This window comes from Turicibacter sp. T129, from assembly GCF_025594975.1.
Taxonomy (GTDB): domain Bacteria; phylum Bacillota_I; class Bacilli_A; order MOL361; family Turicibacteraceae; genus Turicibacter; species Turicibacter bilis.
In genome coordinates this window covers 1-20928 of the sequence record NZ_JAMQUU010000028.1, presented here as the reverse complement: position 1 = coordinate 20928, position 20928 = coordinate 1, and the positions used below count along the sequence as shown (strand labels likewise).

Annotated in this window: 22 protein-coding genes; all 22 read right to left on the bottom strand. The window is 35.1% G+C overall.

Annotation, left to right across the window (positions count from 1 at the left end; translation table 11 throughout):
• Nucleotides 1-174: 174 nt before the first annotated feature.
• Nucleotides 175-909 carry a tRNA (guanosine(37)-N1)-methyltransferase TrmD gene (gene trmD, locus NEH75_RS05790; protein ID WP_055241482.1) on the bottom strand — a complete coding sequence of 245 codons (735 nt, stop codon included), beginning with the start codon at nt 907-909 and terminating at the stop codon, nt 175-177.
• A complete protein-coding gene (gene rimM, locus NEH75_RS05785; RefSeq protein ID WP_055241484.1) occupies nt 909-1415 on the bottom strand; it encodes a ribosome maturation factor RimM in 507 nt (168 codons plus the stop codon). The genes trmD and rimM overlap by 1 nt, the downstream gene beginning before the upstream one ends.
• Before the next feature lie 327 nt (nt 1416-1742).
• Entirely contained in the window at nt 1743-3203 is a 1461-nt protein-coding gene (locus NEH75_RS05780; protein ID WP_155223124.1) for an RICIN domain-containing protein, read from the bottom strand.
• Between the two features lie 165 nt (nt 3204-3368).
• The gene (locus NEH75_RS05775) at nt 3369-3896 is read right to left on the bottom strand and encodes a hypothetical protein (RefSeq protein ID WP_195932320.1); all 528 of its coding nucleotides are present in this window, start codon (nt 3894-3896) and stop codon (nt 3369-3371) included.
• Nucleotide 3897: 1 nt separating this feature from the next.
• Nucleotides 3898-4440 carry an ImmA/IrrE family metallo-endopeptidase gene (locus NEH75_RS05770; RefSeq protein WP_262940961.1) on the bottom strand — a complete coding sequence of 181 codons (543 nt, stop codon included), beginning with the start codon at nt 4438-4440 and terminating at the stop codon, nt 3898-3900.
• A gap of 316 nt (nt 4441-4756) precedes the next feature.
• Complete coding sequence (locus tag NEH75_RS13565; RefSeq protein WP_317452417.1) at nt 4757-5665, bottom strand: N-acetylmuramoyl-L-alanine amidase; 909 nt, start codon at nt 5663-5665, stop codon at nt 4757-4759.
• 1 nt (nt 5666) lies between these two features.
• Nucleotides 5667-6089, bottom strand: a complete 423-nt coding sequence (locus NEH75_RS05755) for a holin family protein (RefSeq protein WP_262948623.1) — start codon at nt 6087-6089, stop codon at nt 5667-5669.
• A gap of 139 nt (nt 6090-6228) precedes the next feature.
• Nucleotides 6229-7059 (bottom strand): LPO_1073/Vpar_1526 family protein, encoded by an 831-nt coding sequence (locus tag NEH75_RS05750; RefSeq protein WP_262948622.1) that lies wholly within the window; start codon nt 7057-7059, stop codon nt 6229-6231.
• Complete coding sequence (locus NEH75_RS05745; RefSeq protein WP_262948621.1) at nt 7052-7255, bottom strand: hypothetical protein; 204 nt, start codon at nt 7253-7255, stop codon at nt 7052-7054. The genes NEH75_RS05750 and NEH75_RS05745 overlap by 8 nt, the downstream gene beginning before the upstream one ends.
• Nucleotides 7256-7329: 74 nt before the next feature.
• Nucleotides 7330-7524, bottom strand: a complete 195-nt coding sequence (locus NEH75_RS05740; RefSeq protein ID WP_262948620.1) for a hypothetical protein — start codon at nt 7522-7524, stop codon at nt 7330-7332.
• A 245-nt stretch (nt 7525-7769) separates the two neighbouring features.
• Entirely contained in the window at nt 7770-10529 is a 2760-nt protein-coding gene (locus NEH75_RS05735; protein WP_262948619.1) for a hypothetical protein, read from the bottom strand.
• A gap of 79 nt (nt 10530-10608) precedes the next feature.
• The gene (locus NEH75_RS05730; protein ID WP_262948618.1) at nt 10609-12219 is read right to left on the bottom strand and encodes a right-handed parallel beta-helix repeat-containing protein; all 1611 of its coding nucleotides are present in this window, start codon (nt 12217-12219) and stop codon (nt 10609-10611) included.
• A 13-nt stretch (nt 12220-12232) separates the two neighbouring features.
• Nucleotides 12233-12499: a hypothetical protein gene (locus NEH75_RS05725; protein WP_262948617.1), complete on the bottom strand. Its 267-nt coding sequence runs from the start codon at nt 12497-12499 to the stop codon at nt 12233-12235.
• Between the two features lie 2 nt (nt 12500-12501).
• Nucleotides 12502-13803 (bottom strand): phage tail protein, encoded by a 1302-nt coding sequence (locus tag NEH75_RS05720; RefSeq protein ID WP_262948616.1) that lies wholly within the window; start codon nt 13801-13803, stop codon nt 12502-12504.
• A 34-nt stretch (nt 13804-13837) separates the two neighbouring features.
• Complete coding sequence (locus NEH75_RS05715; protein WP_262948615.1) at nt 13838-14542, bottom strand: hypothetical protein; 705 nt, start codon at nt 14540-14542, stop codon at nt 13838-13840.
• Complete coding sequence (locus tag NEH75_RS05710; protein ID WP_262948614.1) at nt 14542-17991, bottom strand: phage tail tape measure protein; 3450 nt, start codon at nt 17989-17991, stop codon at nt 14542-14544. Before NEH75_RS05710 ends, NEH75_RS05715 begins: the two co-directional genes overlap by 1 nt.
• Nucleotides 17992-18003: 12 nt before the next feature.
• Nucleotides 18004-18540, bottom strand: coding sequence for a hypothetical protein (locus NEH75_RS05705; protein WP_262948613.1), 537 nt, complete (start codon nt 18538-18540; stop codon nt 18004-18006).
• A gap of 40 nt (nt 18541-18580) precedes the next feature.
• Entirely contained in the window at nt 18581-19150 is a 570-nt protein-coding gene (locus tag NEH75_RS05700) for a major tail protein (RefSeq protein WP_262948612.1), read from the bottom strand.
• A 3-nt stretch (nt 19151-19153) separates the two neighbouring features.
• Nucleotides 19154-19480, bottom strand: a complete 327-nt coding sequence (locus tag NEH75_RS05695; RefSeq protein ID WP_262948611.1) for a hypothetical protein — start codon at nt 19478-19480, stop codon at nt 19154-19156.
• Between the two features lie 4 nt (nt 19481-19484).
• Nucleotides 19485-19865 carry an HK97-gp10 family putative phage morphogenesis protein gene (locus tag NEH75_RS05690; protein WP_262948610.1) on the bottom strand — a complete coding sequence of 127 codons (381 nt, stop codon included), beginning with the start codon at nt 19863-19865 and terminating at the stop codon, nt 19485-19487.
• Nucleotides 19865-20512 (bottom strand): phage head closure protein, encoded by a 648-nt coding sequence (locus NEH75_RS05685; RefSeq protein ID WP_262948609.1) that lies wholly within the window; start codon nt 20510-20512, stop codon nt 19865-19867. The genes NEH75_RS05690 and NEH75_RS05685 overlap by 1 nt, the downstream gene beginning before the upstream one ends.
• Nucleotides 20490-20771: a hypothetical protein gene (locus NEH75_RS05680; RefSeq protein ID WP_262948608.1), complete on the bottom strand. Its 282-nt coding sequence runs from the start codon at nt 20769-20771 to the stop codon at nt 20490-20492. The genes NEH75_RS05685 and NEH75_RS05680 overlap by 23 nt, the downstream gene beginning before the upstream one ends.
• Nucleotides 20772-20928: the final 157 nt, after the last annotated feature.

The following is a 20928-nucleotide window of genomic DNA, read 5'->3' as shown; positions in this document are numbered from 1 at the left end:
TTGGCACGTTTGAAATCATATCACAATCGTCTCGTTAATTCAATGATTTTTTATAATTATTCGCAAAAATCTTCTTTTTTTATTTACAACTGTCTAAAAATCTTTTAATACTTTCCTTAATTGTCAAACTCTGTCTAAAAAAGAGCCAATCGACTTCGCGATTAGCTCTCTATCTTATGATTGTTGTTTAAATTTTTCAATTAATATTTTTTCATGATCGGTTAATTCACGACTGTCTAACAAATCAGGTCGACGTGTATACGTGCGATATAACGACTGTTCATGACGCCACTTCTCAATCTCTTTATGATTTCCTGACGTTAGCACAGGTGGAACCATCATGCCTCTAAAATCAACAGGACGTGTGTATTGTGGAAATTCTAGTAACCCCATTGAAAATGAATCATTTTCATGAGACTCTTGTTTCCCTAATACATCTGGAAGTAAGCGAACGACTGCATCAGTCATTACCATGGCAGCTAACTCTCCGCCTGTTAGAACATAATCACCTAATGATAATTCATCCGTCACTAAATGCTCACGAATTCGCTCATCAAACCCTTCGTAATGACCACAAATAAAGATTAAATGCTCTTCTTTCGCTAACTCCTCTGCTTTAGCTTGCGTAAATCGCTCACCTTGTGGACACATTAAAATAATACGTGGCTTTGTCTTGGTGTTTTGGCACACGGATTCAACCGCGTCAAAAATTGGTTGTGGAGCTAGTAACATTCCCGCTCCCCCACCATACGGATAATCATCAACCTTTTTATGCTTATTCGTTGAGAAATCACGGAAATTAACTGTATTTAACTCAACAGCTCCGCGCTCTTGAGCACGTTTTAAAATCGAGTCGTTAAAAACACCTGAAAACATTTCTGGAAATAACGTTAAAACATCAATTTTCATTATAATAACCCTTCTAACACTTGAATTGTTACTTGTTTCGTTTCGATATCGACCGCTTTAACTACATCTTCAATATAAGGAATTAAGGCATCTTTTTGTCCAGGACGTTTCACGACCCAAACATCATTGGCACCTGTTTCTAAAATTTCACTAATCTCTCCGATTGTTTCTCCATCCGTCGTTACGACTTGACATCCGATAATTTCAAAGTAATAGAATTCATTTTCATCTAATTCTTCTAAATCATCTGCTGAAACTAATAATGCACATCCTTTATACTTTTCAACATCATTAATAGAATTTAAATGTTTAAATTTTAATAAGTCGGCTCCTTTATGAACGCGATGCGTTGCCACTGTCACATCCACATATTCTCCATTAAAATCAATCACTAATTGACTTCCTTTTTTAAAACGATCCTCTTTAAAATCACTATTTGAAACAACTTTCACTTCACCTTGTAAAGCATGAGTGTTGACGATTTTTCCAACTTGTAAAAAATCCATGATTTAAAACCTCCTCTATGCGAGTGGCACGCTTTGTTAGCTTAGCGCTAACGAAGGGCCAATTGCTAACTAACACTATCTTTATTATGGTAATATTATATCATATCACCGCAAGTATAATACAGAAACTTACACAAACGTTCATAATCATTGGTATTATGATGTTTAGAAAGTTAAATATCAATTTATAAATTACACATAACAATCCAAAGTAATTCAATGTTATTCACTATGTTTAGTGGCAAATTAGTGGCAAAATTAAAACAACAGATAGCAAAAGCCGTCTGTTGTTTTTTTATTTCTTCCTCCCCATCCTTGATAGCAGTTTTATCGAAAAATCCTAAATTTTTGATTATTACTATTACTTTTTTGATTTACTATAATATTACTTCCATTTTTCGTATTTGAATTGGTTAAGTCTAACACCATATTCTGATTATGATAATTTTTAAAAATATAATACCCATCACCAACATATTCTAACACCCAGTATGCTCCCGTATGATAACCTCCCATAGACCTAACACTAGTTGACAAACCACTAGGATCCCATGACAAATATAGATTATAATATTTATCCTTTATTCTATACGCTCCTTTACTATAATCATATTCAAACTCCCACTGTTGTTGACTCACATTAGCATTATCCCAAATAGTTACATTCCAGGGATCACGTCCACCTATATCAACATTCAAAGTTTTATTATTATCGAGTTTAGAAACAATTCTCCAGTGCCCATCTGACAAACTTTTTTTCTCACCTACTTTAACGAACTTGAACTGCTGTTTTATATTATTCCTTTCATTTGCTACACTTATATTAGTGTAATTTGCATCAAGATTTAGAAATTTTGATGGATTCCTTGCACTAGAAATTCTATAAGTTCCATTTCCTGTGTCATGTAAATACCATAGTCTTTCACCGGCCACGGTATCTGTGCCCGATACATCCGTTCCTGCTATAACATCATTTCCACTATTTTTATTCCAGTGTAACACATTATTACTATTCTTTAATTTTATCCTATAAGCTTTATTCAAGTCATCATATTGGAGCGTAAATATTTGAGATTCAACATTATCAACATAATCACTTACTCCAATATTATTTCCTGGTAACTGACTCAACACTCTATTTTCATACTCGGATGTTTCTATAATATAGTCCCCATCTGGGATTCTATCTTGATTGATATATTCTGCATATAATCCATCTCTTCTAACTCTAAATCTCCACTGTTCTGTCAATACCGATTCCCAAAAACTCATATTAAAATCCTTGTTCTGAAGATTAGAATGAATTTCACCATGATAGGTAAACATAGATTCACCTTCTCGACTGAAATCTGGACTTATATTCTCCTTTCTTATTATCTGAAGCGTATCCACGTCATACGTGAAAGTTAGTGATTCTAAATAGTAACTTACTATTTGCATCGCTGTCCCTCTATACATTGATTTGGTTCCAGAAAATCCATAAATATTAGTAAGAGTAAAGTATAATGAGTCGTATAACGCTAAACTAGATTCAATATCATATGGACTTATAAACTCACCATTCGAGTAACACTTTAATTTTGCAGTACCGTCTCCCTGATCAACAAACTTAAATTCCACCCATTTTTGTTTAAAATCCCATGGATACTGGTAAGCAAGCAATTTTATAGAATTATTTGTTATGCTATCTGATGATGCTACAACTTTGGCACTAGTCTTAGGAGTTAATAACAAAATCAACATTAAGCATAGTACAATACCTGAATAGTATTTCATTATTTTTCTCATATTATTTTCCCTCTTTCTTTATTGATCATATGTTATTTTTACATTTTTTTACAAAAAAATCAACCTATTTTTCCATATTTTTCACAAAACATATGAATTTTTAACTTATACTACTGTAATTACAAGAAAAATGAGAAATATCAAAAAAGGCAGCAGTGAACTTAATCACTTGCTACCTTTTTTATAATCTTGATGAGTATAATTCATGTTATTAAGACTAACATTATTTATCGTTTCTTTTGCTATATCTAATACACTTGTTGTTCTCTCTTTAAAAAGATATCTTATCGCTATACCTATTAGTGTAGTGATTTCGATGAATACGACAGATACAAAGAGATTTAACGTAAACTCATTAAGCTCCCAACCATCTTTCGCTATTCCCATTATTAATTCATTAATAAATATGACTTGCTTAAACATTAGAAGACAGAAAAAACCTAAGACTAGCGCTCTTAATAATAATTCAGCTAGTTCCTTATATATCCAAGAACGTAAAACCCTATTAGTAAACTTAACAGTTTCTAAAGAAATCTCTTTATGTAAAAACTCCGAAACCTCTTCTTTAACCACCTTAGATAATCCATTATCAGTTATATTTCCCCTAGCCTTGGAAATTTTCCCCAATCTTCTCTTTATCTCTGTTTGTTCTTTTCCCTCTACTTGTTCAATCGCATCCTGTTGTTCTATCATCCTAATACCCCAAATAATCTAATCTATTATTTATTGCTGCTATAGAAACTCGCAACTCATACGCCATCTTTCGTGCGCTATATCCTAATTGATACATTTCATCAATTAATGATTCAGGCATCAATAGTTCGGCAGCAAATGCATTTGCACTTGTTTCCATCGGATTTGTACCAAGTGTAGAAACTTTATCTCGCCACATTACATCATTTGGAGTCTCCTTTGAGATGTGATTCAAGTAGTAATGACCAATTTCATGAGCAATTGTAAATCTTTGACGATAGGCAGGATTTTCACTATTAGTATATATATACCACTCATCATCTTCTTTTGACAACAATCCAGCAATATCATCATGTTCATCTAAAATTTCCTTAAAATCAATTGAAACTGCTACAATATTCAAAAAATCTAGAACTTTATCTAAATCTGTAGATACTCTGTAATCATCTAATGTTGGGTATTTTTCAAATACATTGAGGTAAAGTTCCTGTGCTTTTTTTGTTACTTCGTTTCTATCTGTAATTGGTTGATTTATATTCTCCATAGCAACTCTCCCCCTCATTTTTGTTGTATCTTTAAAAAATATCACTTTCATTATAAACATTACCCCACTCTAGAAATGTCGTTTTTTGTCGAATTTCATTATTTTTTTAATTTTATACCATTTTTTATAATATTATTCCTAATGAATTTAATTATTGCCATAAATTCATTAATTCATTCAAAAATAAAAAAGAGGTAGAAACGGAATGAACCGAATCTACCTCTTTTTACTTAATCTTCGTCTGATAGAGATTTTTATGTGATATTTGATTTTTTTATTTTATTTAGGCTAACGCCTATGATTCTATTATAACACATTATTTACGTTTTACATATTTAGTGTTCATGCTAATATATCCAACACCGCTTTTTAACTTACCTAAGCCATTCTCTTCTTCAACGATAGTAAATACTTCACCTTTTTTAACTGTTCCGACAATTTTAGAATTAAAATCTGCTTTTTGACGAATATTTAACTCGCCACAGATAATTTCGACTAGAAATGAGTTATCTGAATTTGATTGAGTTGTAGATCCGACCTTATCAACATCATAACCCCATACCCAAGATACAATGTCAGATAATAATAATTTATTTTCCTCAATTCGAGTGACTTCATACGTTGAACCTTTCACAAATGAAGCCATAGACTGTCCTGTTGCGTAATGAGTTGCTGTCGTCTTAACTTTCACTTTATCTCCAACAGAAATGCTAGACGATTGAGTGGATTGCACTGGTTTATTTAATTCATTTAAATAGTCTTTAATCATATTTACGAATGATGCCCATCCTTTGTCTAATGTGCGATGAGGACAATATTTATTGCTGAAGTCCTGATGCTTCTTCACTTTATCGGCTCCCCATCCACGCTCTTTTAACAACTGAGCGATAAATTTAGCGGCATTCTTTTCGGCGTTCTCAAAACGAGCTCCACCGCTTTTTGAGTAGCAAATTTCAACTTGAATACCTTTACGATTTCCACTACCGTTCGTTCCGTCACCGCAAGCCCAGGCGTTACGATCAAGTGGTAATCCTTGAATCACCTCTTTATCATCTACGGCAAAGTGAAATGATACTTGATTGTCATTGCTAATCATATACTTAATTTCATTAGCAGCTGGTGCGTCGTTTGCTGTATTATGAACGACGATGAACTCAGGTGTCATAGAATAAGGACATTTAACGCTATATTTGCTTTCAGAAACTAGATTTTTAATGATATTCATATTATTTTTCCTCCTTTAATTCTTTTCTCTCTCCATCTTTTAGTTGAGCTAATGCGTCTTTTAATTTTTCTGGAATTGGTAATCCCAAACAAGCACAATTTTCAAGTAAGCTAATCCCCTCATTTGCAATATAGAAATAGCATACTAATGTTCTAAATACCCAACTACCTGTATTTAATAGACGATCTAAGAGCACCGATACAATTAACACAACTAAGATAACAGACTTACGGGCAATCCCCTTCAATCCTACATCACTAGATACTTCTTGATTAACCCATGCTCGCGTTAATCCAGTTGTGTAATCTAAAACCATGAAGCAAATTAATACAATTAAAGCTGTATCCCATGCTCCAAATAACCAGGTAAAAATCGTTCCAACTAATGCAATCATTGCATTCACCCTTTCATCATAAATTCTCATACTTTTATCGCTCCTTCTGTGATATAATTTAGTTACAGAAAGACGAATATTATAGTTTTAAAGACCTGGTGACGCAGGTCTTTTTCATATTAAAAGGCCACTCAAACGAGTGACCTTTTAAAACATTTTATAAAATTTATTATTTAATCCAAATACCTAAATCGCAGTCCAAATCAATTTTAGTTTTTAAATAACTTATAGCAATTGTAATTCCGACACTTGTTAAACTAGCGTGTTTATACTGACTATTATTCCATACACTACTTAAAGTTTCCATAATTTTATTGCTTTGGATTACTAAACGAACATTTTCTTCTGTATCAAGGCATGGGATTTTACCTTTAACTGCTCTTTCGAAACTTATCTCACCCATACTAATTGATATACACGAAGCGTATTGTAAATGTTGAAACGATATATCTCCTTTTTCAATATTTAAAGTATCCATAAATGGGAGAAATAACTCGACAAGTGCTTCTAGACTCCACTTCATAGAAGTATAGCGTACCAAAAATAAAATAGTGAGGATATTCATTTGCTCAATTGTAATTTTAGGAATAACATTTAATGCTTCATTTAAAACTAGTTCTTGAATTGAACAATCATTAGTACATGTTCTTCTAACTAATGTTTCAATGAGTACCTCAGCTATCGAATCATCTCCACGTCGCGCATGATTTTTTTGCACCTCGTATACTCCATAACGAATGTCTGGATCTGCAGTTTTACTTATCAACTCTGGATTAATAGCCATTATCTTTTCTAAATAATCATCTAGTATTTTTTCTGCTCTTTCTTGAACAAGCGACTTAACAGTTTCTCCTAAATCATAAAAATTACTCTTAAATACTGTCATAGCAATATCTTTAACATCAGCATAGGTTAATCCTTGATTTTGGATAATGGTAACGTTCTCCCCTTGAGCATTCACAGAACCTTCTCCACTTTTAATTGATTGGCGACTACTCATGATCACTTTTCCCTCCAAGGGTAATTGTGACATTTCCTCCACCTTGTATATTAGTAGAGTTTTTCCCTGATTTTATTTTTTGATTAGGAGTATCTTTCTTTTTAAAAAATAACCCTATAATAGTTACCAATACCGTAACCCCTATACCACTGAAAATCCAATCTTTATTTTCAATTATCCACTGTATCCATTGCAATAAGATCATCTCCTATAAAATTTGTTCATTTCAAATTCTATAAGAAATGACTTCTTGTGTCAAAAAAAAACAATTTAAATCCTTTTATACCGGATAATTGGGTATTTTTCTTCAAGCATTACAACTGCGCTACACTTCGGGCATTTATGCTCATGTTGTGGGGGAGCAACAGACCAATCACTTCTATTTGTATATAGCATTTCACCTACACCGCATTTATCACAAACATATTTCACTCCATATGGTTCTACTTTAAATTCACTTTCCATTTTTTAGCCTCCTTATTAAAATCTTATGTGCATCATCTTAATTTATACGAGAAGCTGCTATAAAAAAAGATAGCTCTTATTACGCTACCAGTTCATTTTATCTATTACCCAATTGTTCCTAGAATAACCCCACAACAATTAGAATTCCTGTCAGAACTACATAATTTGATAACTCTAAACTCACGCTTCCTCACCACCTTTCAATACAAAAGGCCACTCAATGAGTGACCTATTTTTTTATTGGATTAATCTACTAATTCGCGCGCGTCCATTAAGGCGATTAACTCTTCGTATTCTTCAACAGCAATGCGCCCTGCTGCTTTGTAGCGATTTAATTTGTATTCCATGTCCTCGCGTTCATATTTCCCTGCTAAGATTAAAGTTTTTGCTTGTTGATACACTGTCATTGCCATGCTTTTAACTCCTCTCATCATCGCCATCATAGGCATATCTAAATTCATTTCAATTTCAAATAATCGGAAATCTAACTCAAATTGAGATGACATTAACTCCAAGTCGCCATTGACGCTAGAATTTGCCGTTTCCTCGATTACGTTTTTTAATGCTACATTTTCTTTTTCTAACTCTTGGATCGTTACTCGTTGTCTTGTTACGACTGCTGGAAGATTAGTTGGCACATCGATTGATAACGTCGGAACTAAAGAACCCTCGGCGCTAGAACAATCGTAGTGAGTCACATCTTTATATGAATAAACGTGATTGTCGCTTAAATCAACTGTTTTAACAACCTCTTGAGATAAAACCACTCCATCTTCGCCAATACGTTGCGTTAATTGTCCGGTTAACAAGTTAAGTTCATCACAAATATCCCCGTTTGAACGCAACGTCACATCTTCATTTACCGTTAAAATGTTTGTTTTAGTACCATCTTCATTCGATGTTGTTAAAACAGGCATTTTAACTGATTGTATACCCTCAAAGTAAGGAATATCCCAATTTTTCATACCTTCTTGATATTCAATAATCATAATATCTCTGATTTTAATTGCCCCTCTTGCATGTGCATTTTGACTACGTAGAACAATAAATATTTCATCAGTTAATTCGCTTTTTGTTGTTGAAAGCCATTGATAACGCCCAACACCATTGATTATCATAGAATCCTCAAAAATAGATTCCACACTTGGGTTATTAAGACAATAATCTTTATTATTAGCATCCTCAAAAGTTTCAACATAGCAACTTATATAATATTTCGTGTTTGGTTTTAAATCTTGTAATGCTCTCCATTGGTCGAATGATTGTTTTGAATTTTGGACTAAGCAACAATAACCATCCCAATCACTAGAAGCGATATGGTCGATAATTTTTTTCGGCACTAAATTCACCAATGTCTGACCCTTTAAAGTTGCACTTTTAGCTCGCCCTTCAAGAGTATCAAGAGCTGTGATATGTTGCCCCTCGTAATGTGCCGTGTTCACTTCACCTAACAACCAATCAACATTCGCATCATTAGCTTTTTTGATTGATGAATGTTGATTGCCGATATAGTCAACACGCGCTCGTTCAATTTCATTTGAACTTTGTTCGATGACCGGTAGACATTCTTCTGCTCGTTGTTCAATGCCTTCCATCGTTGAATTTGCGGTGTCGATAGCTCCATTCACATTAGACACGGCTTGATTCATCGTATTTTGAATGTTTTCGATTTCTCGGTTGAAGTCGGCTGCTCGTTTTTGTTCCGCATTAACACGTTCACGTTCAGTTGTTGCGCGTTGAGATTCTGCAGTCTCTCGTTCACGCTCGCGAGATTTACGCAATTCTTCACTTTCAACACGTTGACGTTCAGCCGTCGTATATTCCGATTGGCGGTTCACTTCGTTTTGTTCAAAAGCATCGTTGCGTGTTTTTTCTGATTCAGCGTACTGACGATCACGCTCGTTCTCGCGGTCTGCATAACTGTTCTGACGGTTGGCTTCAGCAGCTACACGGTTCTCTTCAGCCGTTTGTCGTTGCAACTCTTTATTTACACGACTAGCTTCTGCTTCGTTGAATTGCGTGTAGGTACGTTGTCTATAATCTTCTTGATTCTGACGAGTTTGTTCGTGGCGTTGTCGCGTTTCTTCGTTCGCAACGCGCACTTGCTCCTGGATAATGCGATTTTCTTCTGATCTTAATCGAGTAGTTTCGCGTTCTTCCCATGTGCTAAATTTTTTCTCGCGCTCATTCTCATTGGTGATTCGTTTTTTCTCTCCATCTTTACGAATAGTTTCATTTTCTTCAAAGATAGAGTTGCGTTGTAATTCAGCATCTTGTCGCGCTCTTTCTTGTGCGATGCGAGTGTTCTCGGCTAATCGGCGATTTTGCTCATTGGTTACACGATCCTGTTCATTTGCGACACGTTCTTCTTCATTTGTCACGCGATCTTCTTCGTTCGTAACACGATCATGTTCGTTTGTGACACGAGTTTCTTCATTGTCGATACGGTTTAACTCTTTAGATGCTCGATTTAACTCACTAGCTTGTCGTTCCGCTTCTTTTTCCGATGATGACGCGTTAAACTCCGACATTTCATCTTTGAGGTCGGTAACGATGGCTTGTGCGTCATAAATAACCTCGCGCCCTGTCTGAATATATGTTTCTAAATCATCTAACACCTTAACATCCACGCGACTTTCAATAATATCTCGATCTAAACTTTGACCTACAAGCAAATAAAAGATAGTTGTGCTTTCTCGACCACCATCTTTGATGATTAATTGCATTTTAACAATTCCACGACACGTTAAAAATTGCTCTTTCAACTCGATTCGCACTTTATGTTCTTCTTTACTTAAAATCGTAAAATGATCTTGATCAACCTCTCGAACAGGGTTGTTGTCACGTTTCATTCCGATTAATTCGAAACGCGGCTCATCCCAAACATTGTCAATTTGTCCATCAGTAACAATTTTCAACTCTAAAGTTGCGTTATCGAATTGATTGATAGAAGCGATAACTCCGTTTTGTTGTCGTGTATCTAAGGTTCCTTTAAAAATATTCATCTTGCACCTCCATATAAATAAAAGCTACACAAACGGCAGCTTAAAACGTCATTTTCAATTAACTATTACCCAATTGTTCCTACAACAGATACGAAACACCTAAATAAATTTCAGTTGTTCCAACAGGTGTTTTTTCAATAACAATTCGACCGTCTTTATCACATCTAATTAATGCAAAATCAGCGACACCATTTGCTATACATTTAACAGAATATTGGTGGTTAAATAGTGGTCTAAACCCTTCTGGGATAATAGCTAGTGATTGACCTGGTGAAATGTTTCCGCCTTGTAAAGCCCCAATAATATGAATGAATCCATTTCGATGACGTACCTGCATAGGGGCGTAAAGTGATGTGTCAATATCTGTCCAATCACCGCTTTTGATTAGAGCTATTGAGTTGGTGTTGTCAAGTTCTCGAATAACAGGTATAACAGGGTTGTTTGTTGCCCCTTTATACAAAGTGTTAAATAATGTTAATTCGTCATTTTGTGAAGAAAAGGCGCGAACCCCTTCGCTAATATCACTATCAATAATTTTAACATTTGATGAGTCTTGTCTAACAAAAACATTCCCTCGTTTTTCTAAATCACTAATTGAATTAAACTTACTAACGGTTTTATAGATTGTCACGTTGTTGCTATTTTGCACATTTATTCCCGCATATCCATTATTTCTAACATCACATTTATCAATACTTATATTTAACGAATTATAAATTTGAATACCGTGTCCATTTTGAGAACTAAGAGATGATAATTTATCAATATGACCATTATCAATACCACTACAAGCTACATTGTGTTCACTGCATCCATCAACAGTTACGTTTGTAATATACACATTGTTCATTTTATTTACATCGCCGGCATTTGTAATGTGCACACCAATTTTATCAATATTTTTTACTGTTGAATTTTCAATATAAATATTCTCGCAATCTGAAAACTCAACAGTAATTCCGGCTTCTTTGCAATTTTCAACATAACAATTCTTAATCTTGAAATTAGTTACACCGCGTTGAGCTGTAATTCCTTTCCAAGTACACTCACTTACATAAATATTATCAAAAACAATATTGTCCGAATACATAGTACCAATACAATTGTCGTCTTGATTTGTTTCTGACAAATAAGTTGATAGATGTAGATCTTTAGCACACCCACCATTTAATTTACTTCCTGTTGTTCCTAAAAAACCAATTAAATGTCCATTTGATGATTTTTGTGTTAATTTGATGTGTGAAGATTTACCCTCACCGTATACAACAACATAACCGTGTTCATTGGTAATTTCAATTTGATTTGTAATTCTATAAAAGTTAGGTGTTTTTGGAATAAAAAGATACCCACCGTTTGGTTTTAGTGCATTTAGTGCGTTAATAAACGCTTGCGTGTCGTCTGTCACGCCATCACCCAATGCTCCATAGTCTTTAACGGAAACGGTTAAATTATTTGCGATAATATCAGACAATTGTGCATTAGTTTGAGCTTGAATTTCATCTACATTGTCTAGACGATCATTTAATGTGTTATGAGTTCCACGAGCCATTTTAACTTCCATATTTGCATTGTCGTGATTAACTGATGCATCATCATAGACTTGTTTAATTGCGTCATGAATAGCACCACGAACATCCTTGCCATATACGGCTGTTTTAATTTTATTCAAATAATTTGTAATATTGGCCATTTTCTCACTCTCCTTATAGTTGCAATCCAGTAATATGGACATTAACTCCATCACCACTGCCCTTAATTGCTTTAGTCATTATAGGCCCTTCAAATTTAGTTACGTCGCTTCCTAATTCAAAATTAAAAGCAACTCCGTCAAATGACAGGGTTGCTTTTGTTATTGTTGGATTTGTTGATTGAAGTACGATTGTTTTAATGACGACACCCGACGAATGACTGTAAAGCACTTGTTCCTCTTCTGTTAATGTTGACGCTTTAATTATTTTATAATCTTCCATCATTACACTCCCATCGTTAATCGCTTGTTGATACGCTCTAACTTATCATTCATAGCACTCATATTTGTGATGATTGTATTTGTCGCTTCAATGTTAGCACTGACAATAGCGGCCAAATCCGATATCGACGTGTTAGCGCCTTGGAGTGACTGAGCAGTTTTAGTCAACTCTACTGATAAGTTAGATATATTTTTAAAAGCTGATTGCACATTACTTTTAACTGTTGCAACTTCCTGAGCGGTGGAAAAGGTTTCTAACTGATAGTCTTTAATATCAACAAATTTATCACCAATCGTTAGAGTTGATGTTTGAGGATTCTCTATCGAGATAGTCTTTTCAACAATTCGCAAGGTTTCATCAATCCCCATAAGATCATTAATAACAGGATAGTAACTTCCTACTTCGAATGAATCAAGGTCTAATCCAATAAGTGATAAATCCAAAGCACTTAACTTATGCGCTTTTTTAATTCTATTATTTTCTTTCTGAAACTCTTTACCCTTAGCCAAAAGATTGGTTGCTAGCGTTACGTCGTCCCACGTTTCAGAGCCAACAATGATTCCAAATTTAGCAATTGCTTCTTCATCATCTATGTAGTTGACTCCATCATTAACACTAGCAATTGTTAATCGTTCATCCGTATCATCTAACTTATTTCCTAATGGAATCAGACGACTAATGATAGCACTAGGATCTTGTTCTTGCTCAATGGTTATGAGGTTTTTAGAAAGTCTAATATCCGTAGTTTTAACTTCACCAATGGTATTTAAATAATCGAGATAGCGTACTCCATTTTCATATCGAATCTGTAATTCTCCACCTAATCGATTAATCAGTTTATCTTTAATAGCAGTAAATGTTTTTTCATAACCTAAGAATCGATAGAGATTTACTTCAATCTCTACAATACCTACTTCGAATTGCTTATCATTATCCACTTGACTGTTATGGTTATCAATTAACAATTCTAATAATCCACGTACACTGATATCATGATATTCCCCGTATTCTGTCATTGAATCATTAAGATATCCCAACTCTGACTCACAAGTGACACTTTTATAAACTAACCCACTTGCTGTCATTTTTGGAGAAGACAACAAAACACGACCGATAAATTCATGCTTTTTAGATTTTGTATTGAAAACTTCAACTTTAGTTGTTAAAGGTGCCAACTGATCGAATCCAGGATTATTGGATAAAATATTAAAAGTAAAATCATCTACACTATTGATTTTTTGTTTAATTGTTCCTGTAATTCTAGAAGCTTCTTTAGATGTGGATACCGTATTGATATAAGTCACTTTATTGTTATTAATTAACCTTACTTCATACAGTTTAAATCACCTCTTTTCTAAATTTAAATTCAATCGTTCCATTGCCTTTTAATTTTAAATGATTGTCACCCTTTTTCAACTTAAACCGATAATCTTTTGTTTCTCCACTTGTAAATGAGTAGATAGACTCAGCGTTTGACACCTCGATATCACCAAAACATACGACCGTTGGTGTAACAGACGTAGAACTTACATTATGTAAGGAGATTTCCAAAAAGCCACGAACGTCAAATTTAACAGGTTGAGCATAATCGAGATCGAAAGCAAATTCATCCCAAATGTCATGGCCTTCATAGAACTTACCAAGCCTAAACGGATAGCAGTCGAATGTAATTTCAATCGATTCTGTGTTTAAAAACTTCTCTTTCTTACTGATATCTTTAATAGCAGCAAGAAAGCATCCTTCGATATAATCTATTTGCAATTCTGATGTATCAGCGTCGAACAGCCATTTGATTACATTATCATAGATGATATTTAATTTTGTTCGTGTAGTTCTGATACGTGGCGCAACTTTGATTTTAACCTCTCGATTTGAATAGGTTTTTTCTCCATAAAGTGAACTGAAATCATAATGTCCGTGCATATATGGTACTTTATCTGTAATTCGATTTATTGAAGGCATTCCAACAGTGACACTAACCGTTATTAAATCAAAATCTTCAAAACTCTTTTTGTTATCGAATATAAATTGACTTCTTTTCATTAGAACCTCCTATAAAGTTGCAAGTTTCTTCCGTTAATCAAGTCAAGTGACTCCGATAATTTCTGTCCATCTAAATAAATATCCGGAATGGTGTTATCGATTTTAATATCTCGTATGGCATCAACGATATCCGACAATGCATTTCTCACGACTTCTTCGATGTTAGACAACTCTGCTTTTGAGCGTTCAGAAGAAGAGCTTCTTGCTCCGAGACTTACACTAACGGCTTTATCATTGAAATAACTAGCTTTCAACTGATAGCTATTATCTGAGATAGCAGATACACCTCTTAAATATGGATTTGATTGTATATCGGCATTTCTCTGATTTGATGAGGCGATAGTCGCACTTCTTACAGTTCGTTCATTAATTGTGACATTTGCCGAAATACTACGAGAATAGGCGTTTCTGATTCTATTCCAGTCCGATATCATGTCGTTAGCCATTCTGGCAGTTGTTGAAGTTAATGAGTTACTCATATCTTTGACATCTGCTTTAGTTGTAGAAGCCATGTCTTTCACATCTTTTTTAGCTTCTTTAGACATATCCGAGGTATTGCTCTTTACATTTTTAGTACCTTCGCTTGATTTATCAGATAAGTTAGATCGCATCGTGTCCATAGCATTGCTAATATCTTTGTTGAACGAATCAGCATCCAACTTACCAGCTGCCGCCATATCTTGAAGATTTTTCTTGATTTGAGCTGTTTGTTCACCAACAGTCATATTTTCACGAATGCCTCTAAATAAATAACCTGTTGTATCGTTCATTCCTCTGAGAATAGTCAATTGGTTATCGTCCATGCTTTGAAGTTGACCAGCTAATTTAATTGCAGCAAGTCCGTATTCTTCTTCTACCACACCAGGAATTTCGTTCATAGCCACTTCAAAGATATTTAACATCCCATTAAGACTATCATCTGTCGCATTCAACATCTGCGACATTCCGCGAGTCGTCGTTAAAGTGACTTTTTGCATGCCATCCGTATTGTTGGCATCGATTCGCGCCCAGTGGTTTGTCCAAGCGTCTTCAATTGTTGCGCCACCAGGACCATCAATCATAGCTCCTATGACGTCAAACGCGAGTTGAAACCATGAGATCACGTTCCCGATCGTCATTTGAACAACTCCACTTATGAATTCACACACCGCAGAGATGGCAGTACCAAATCCACCAAATTTATCTTGAAGCCATAGCAACGATTGCTCACTATCTCCCAACCACGTAATCAATCCACCTAAAGCTAGAATGGCCGCTCCAATCCCAACTGGACTTGCTAAGATGCCTAAAGCTCCTGTTAGTCCTCCTGTAGCACCAGCTGTAGCGCCAGCTGCTCCCCCTAAACTTCCAACCCAACCGAATAATTGAGATCCTAGTCCAATAGCTCCACTTAATCCACTTGCTAAGGGTCCTAAAACCATCGTTAACAACCCAATTTGAGCCATTGATTCAATAGTTCCTTCATCTAAAGTCGAGAACCAATCTGCGAATTGTGAAATCAAATCACCGGCTACATCTAAGATAGGAATAAGTCCTTTTTCTGCTAACTGGATTAAAGGTTCCTTCAACTCTTGCAACTTAGCTTGAATTTCTGCTCCAAAAGTTTCTTCAAACGATTGTCTAACATCAGCTGTTTTGCCATCTAACTCGATAGTGCTATCACCTAATGATGCTAAAGCTTTAACCCCATTAACTCCGAGGTCTTCGAACATCGTACCGAATAACTCAACCCCTATTGCACTTTGTTTGATAGGGTCTTCTATTTCGAGGACTTTTTGAGCGACTTCAACCATTTGATTAGCAGCTGCCTCGCCGCCATCAGTAATATTTTTTTGAACGTCTTTAACATTTAAACCTAGCTTTTTAATAGCATCTTTTTGGTCATCACTCATCTCCTTCATACGAATATTAGCTTCTTTAATCATATCTGCTAATTTATCTGTATTGAAAGTACCCTCTTCCATACCTTTAGCGATAATTTCCAAAGTGTCTTCAGCAGTAAATCCTAAGTCTGCGAATTGATTGCTATACTCCCAAAGCGTATCTAGAAAATCTCCTGATATATTCAATCCGTTTTGAAGCCCATAAACCATGATATCTAATGCTTTTTCACTCTTAATTCCAAAGTTACGCATCATAGCGCTACTCGTTTTAACAATATCATTAAAATCTTGATCAAATGTATTCGTTAAAGCTAGCACACTACCTGCAAAGTCATCAAGCTCATCATCATCTAATAAATCAGACATTGTTTGTTTTACCACAATCATCGTTTGTAACGCTTCATCAAAATCAAATCCATCTTCAGCTAATTCTTGAACACTATCAAGCGTGTCTTCTGCTTCATCAGATGTTTCTCCAAGCGCTCCTTTAAGTTTGCCAAGCGCATTTGAAGCTTCACCATATGCAGCAACGGATGCACCACCAACTCCAGTAGCTAATCCGGATAATATATTTAACTTGTCATTAACTTTATCGATATCATCTTTTAATTTGTCGAAGGGCATCTTCTTCAACTCACGAGTCAACTCATTAGCCTCTGATTGAACATTATTCATTTGAGTATTTAATTGATGATACTCACTCTGTTGCTCATTGATTTCTTTCGATAGACGATTGTAGTCGTCTTTCAACGACATTAACTTGCGAGATAGTTGATTAGCTTCATTAGAATTCTCGCCATAAGACTTCTTAGCTTGCTCTAGTTGTTGATCTACATTTTTTATCTGAATAGCTAACTTCATGTGCTCAGATATATTTTGATTCATTTCTTTTTCTAACGAATTCATCGCAACTTCGTAAGCTTGCACATCTTGAACATTTTTTTCAATTTGAGTCGCCATCTGTTGCATTTCGTTCATCATTTTTTTGATTGAATTTTTAGATTGGTCTATTGTAGAAGCTAATAATTTCAACTCTGATTGCTGCAATTCAAACGCTTCTGTATTATCAGACAACTTATCCTCAAGAGATTCGACCTCTTTACCGAGGGTATTCATCTTATCTTTAGATTCCTTTAAAGATTTATTTAGCTCCTCAATAGAGCGCTCAGTTACTCCGATATCCGTTGATAATTTGGTTAATGCGACGCTGTTTTTTTGGACTAATTCCGATTGCGCCTTATACTCTTTAGAATTTTTCCCTAAAGTAGACTCTAAATCGTTAAGTTTTGCTATCTGACTTTGCAAAGTAGACTTTAATTTGTCGTACTCTTCACGTTGCTTAGATAACTTCGTCTCATAAAGATCTAGTTGCTTAGCAGACTTTTTAACTTTAGCGTCTAAACCCACAAACGTATCTTCATAGTTCTCAACGCCTTTAGCACCTGCTTTGAATTGTTTTTCGGCATTTTGAACCATTTTATTGATCGTCGTCATTTGCTTTTGGAAACTACCTGCTTCTAAACTCAAGGAGACGGCTAACTTTTCAATTTCTTCTGTTTTTGACACATTCCCACCTCCTTACAACTCTTCAATTTCTTCTGTTTTTTGTTGATTTTGACGTTTATAGATTTCAACTTGTTCTACAAAATTTTTAAGCGTTGTGCTCCAAAAATCATCACGTTTTAGCACGTATGTCCAGGTATACTCGAGTTGAGCAAAATCAAAATCATCTTCCGATTCCGATGTCGGAAAATCTTCAAACTCAGATTCTGTTTTTTTGTTACTTTTAGGCAAACACGCCACACATAAATTCTCGAAATATGCAAACCATTGTTCAAAACATTTTTCTAACCATTCTTCACTACTTTTTGATTTGAAATGGGCATTTTTTAATTCAAGTAATTCTTCAGGCTCAATGTCTGTTAATCGCATAATAGATTGAATAAATACCGATGACATGACGACAACATTACCTTCTAACAATTCCGATAAGATTTGTTCGATTCGCAAATCTAATCCGACAGAGAGTAGTTCTTGTTGCACTTTTTTAAGTACATAAAAATCAAGAGTACCTTTTAACTTTTTACCACTTAACTTGATGGTTGACGTATACATGACATCACCTCGTATAAAAAAGCAAGAGGGAGGTTCCCTCTTACTCACCTTTTGGTTTTGGTGTTTGAACTTCAGTGAACCAGTTTGCAATTTGTGTTGAGTCCACATCTGATGCATCTGTATCAATATAGAAATACACGCCATGCTCTGAATGTTCTCCGATAGTGTATGACACTTCATCTTCAGATGCCGAACCTTTACCTTCCTCAACAGTTTCTCCGCCAAATGATGCTGGATTACATTGGCACGCATAAACAACGTATAAACGTCGGTGAGTCGAGTTCTTTTTACCACGTTCAAATAATAACGCCCCTGTCGGTGCAATATCTGTTGATTTGACTGAAACACCACCTTTAACCGCAGTATTACCGAATAATAAAGCTTGTTCTTCAGCAGTTAATCCTAAAGTAACAAACGTTCCTTCACCACCGGCAAATCCTGTTGTTGTATCGATTAAAGCATCGTCTGCCCATTCTGTTTCTGTTTCATATGTTAATGAGTTCTCGATTCGTTTAGCATTTGTGATACGAACTGGTTGTTCGAATGTTGAACCGTTCCATTTAGCGAAGTGAATATTTTTTAAACCACGTAATAATTTTTTAGTCGCCATTTTCTAGGCCTCCTTTATTTTTTCAAAAATAAAATCCATGCTGATACCTTTCATCGCTCCATCGAATAGATCTTTACTGTTGTCAAAAGCAAATCCAACCGTCTTCATGGATTGTTTGATCAATTTCTCTTTTTTCAACATCGAAAAAGACTTAGACCAGTACGTCAATGTCACATAGTACACTTCTGATAAGTATTCGTCTTCACACTCATCATTAATCTGATTGTTATAAATTGAGAAGATGATATATTCATCAGATTGCCCTTCGTAACTGCCCCAGGCAACTTCGATATCTAGTGGTGTTAGTGCATCAACAACTTTCTGACGCATTACCTCACCCCTTTAAATTTTCTTTGAGCGAATTAGCAACTGCTTGAATCGCTTCTTTTTTGGAATTTTGACTAGAACGTTTCATCCATTTCTTCCCGATCATACGCCTTGTGCCATGCTCTTGATAATAACCACGTTCAACAGTTTTACGATCATCAGAGTTAATCCCTATTACAGACTTCCTTTTTACCCCTGTTCCAGACTTTCTAATTTCACCAAGCGATGATTTTAGTTCACCCGTTCTTACTGGGACATTTTTTCTCATCTCATCTAGCAAAACTTCACCACCTGCTTTTAAAGCCTCATCGATAGTTTCACGACTTGCTTTTTTAGATAAGTTTTGGAGTTTTTTTTCTAGACCGGTAAAATCAAAATCTAAAGACATCAAATCTCCTCCGCTTCTAACACAAGCACCCCATCCATTTCATCGACGTTTGTGGTTGAAGTGATTTTATAAGTTTTACCTTTGAATTTAAGCCTTTTATTAACAACAGAATAAATAGCATGATCTAATACATCTAAATAACGTATTGTAAATGACTTCTTATCAATCAAGTCACTTTTATCAGCTTCACTAACTGATGATGCCTTATTACCCGTCACATCGCACCATAATGTTCTAAAGTGCATTAATTCAGCATCTTCTAATGGGCTAGGCTTGATGTAATCCAATACTTCCACCTTGTATCTCATGCTTTCAACATAACTACTTAAATAAAGGAATAAATTCTGACGATTAACCCCAGGATCAATATGTGTAATGCTGTAATACTCATCATTACAACGGATAACGTGATTGGAATTAATCAACGAAAGATATGGAGTTTTAATCTTCATCGTTACTTTTTTCGACGAATCATATTTTAGAGAGTCTTGTTCTCGGATTGACGATAACACAAAGTAGAGTCGCCCACTTTGGACGAACTCTTTAACTGTTGCATCACCATTCTCATCATATCGTTCTACATAGCTACCAAAATGAATGATACCATCATTAAATGAGTCAAATTTAATCTGTTGGTTCGGATTCATAATTATCAATCGCCACCTTCCATCTTAACGTAACTAAGTCTTGATGATAATTCACTTTGAACGTCTCTAATGAATGATAATAAGCATATCTACAATAAGCAAAGAGGAGCGGTTTAATATAGTCATTTGTGCAGTCTACATCAAACCCTACGATGCTTTTGAGATAAGCCTTTCCTTCGCGTAAATAGCGTTCTAACCTATCTTCTAATTCACCATCAAACCAAGTGATTTGAAGCTCACTCTTTAACTCCTCTAGCATTTGCGTCACCTACTTTTTAGCGCGGGTAGAGGCTACTTCTAACTCTGCTGCTTGTGTAGGTTGATTGAAGATATTTAAATGAGGATTTAGGCTTGAGATATCGAATAATAAGAATGAGTCGTTATCTTTTGGTTTACCGTTTGCATATTGTTTTGTC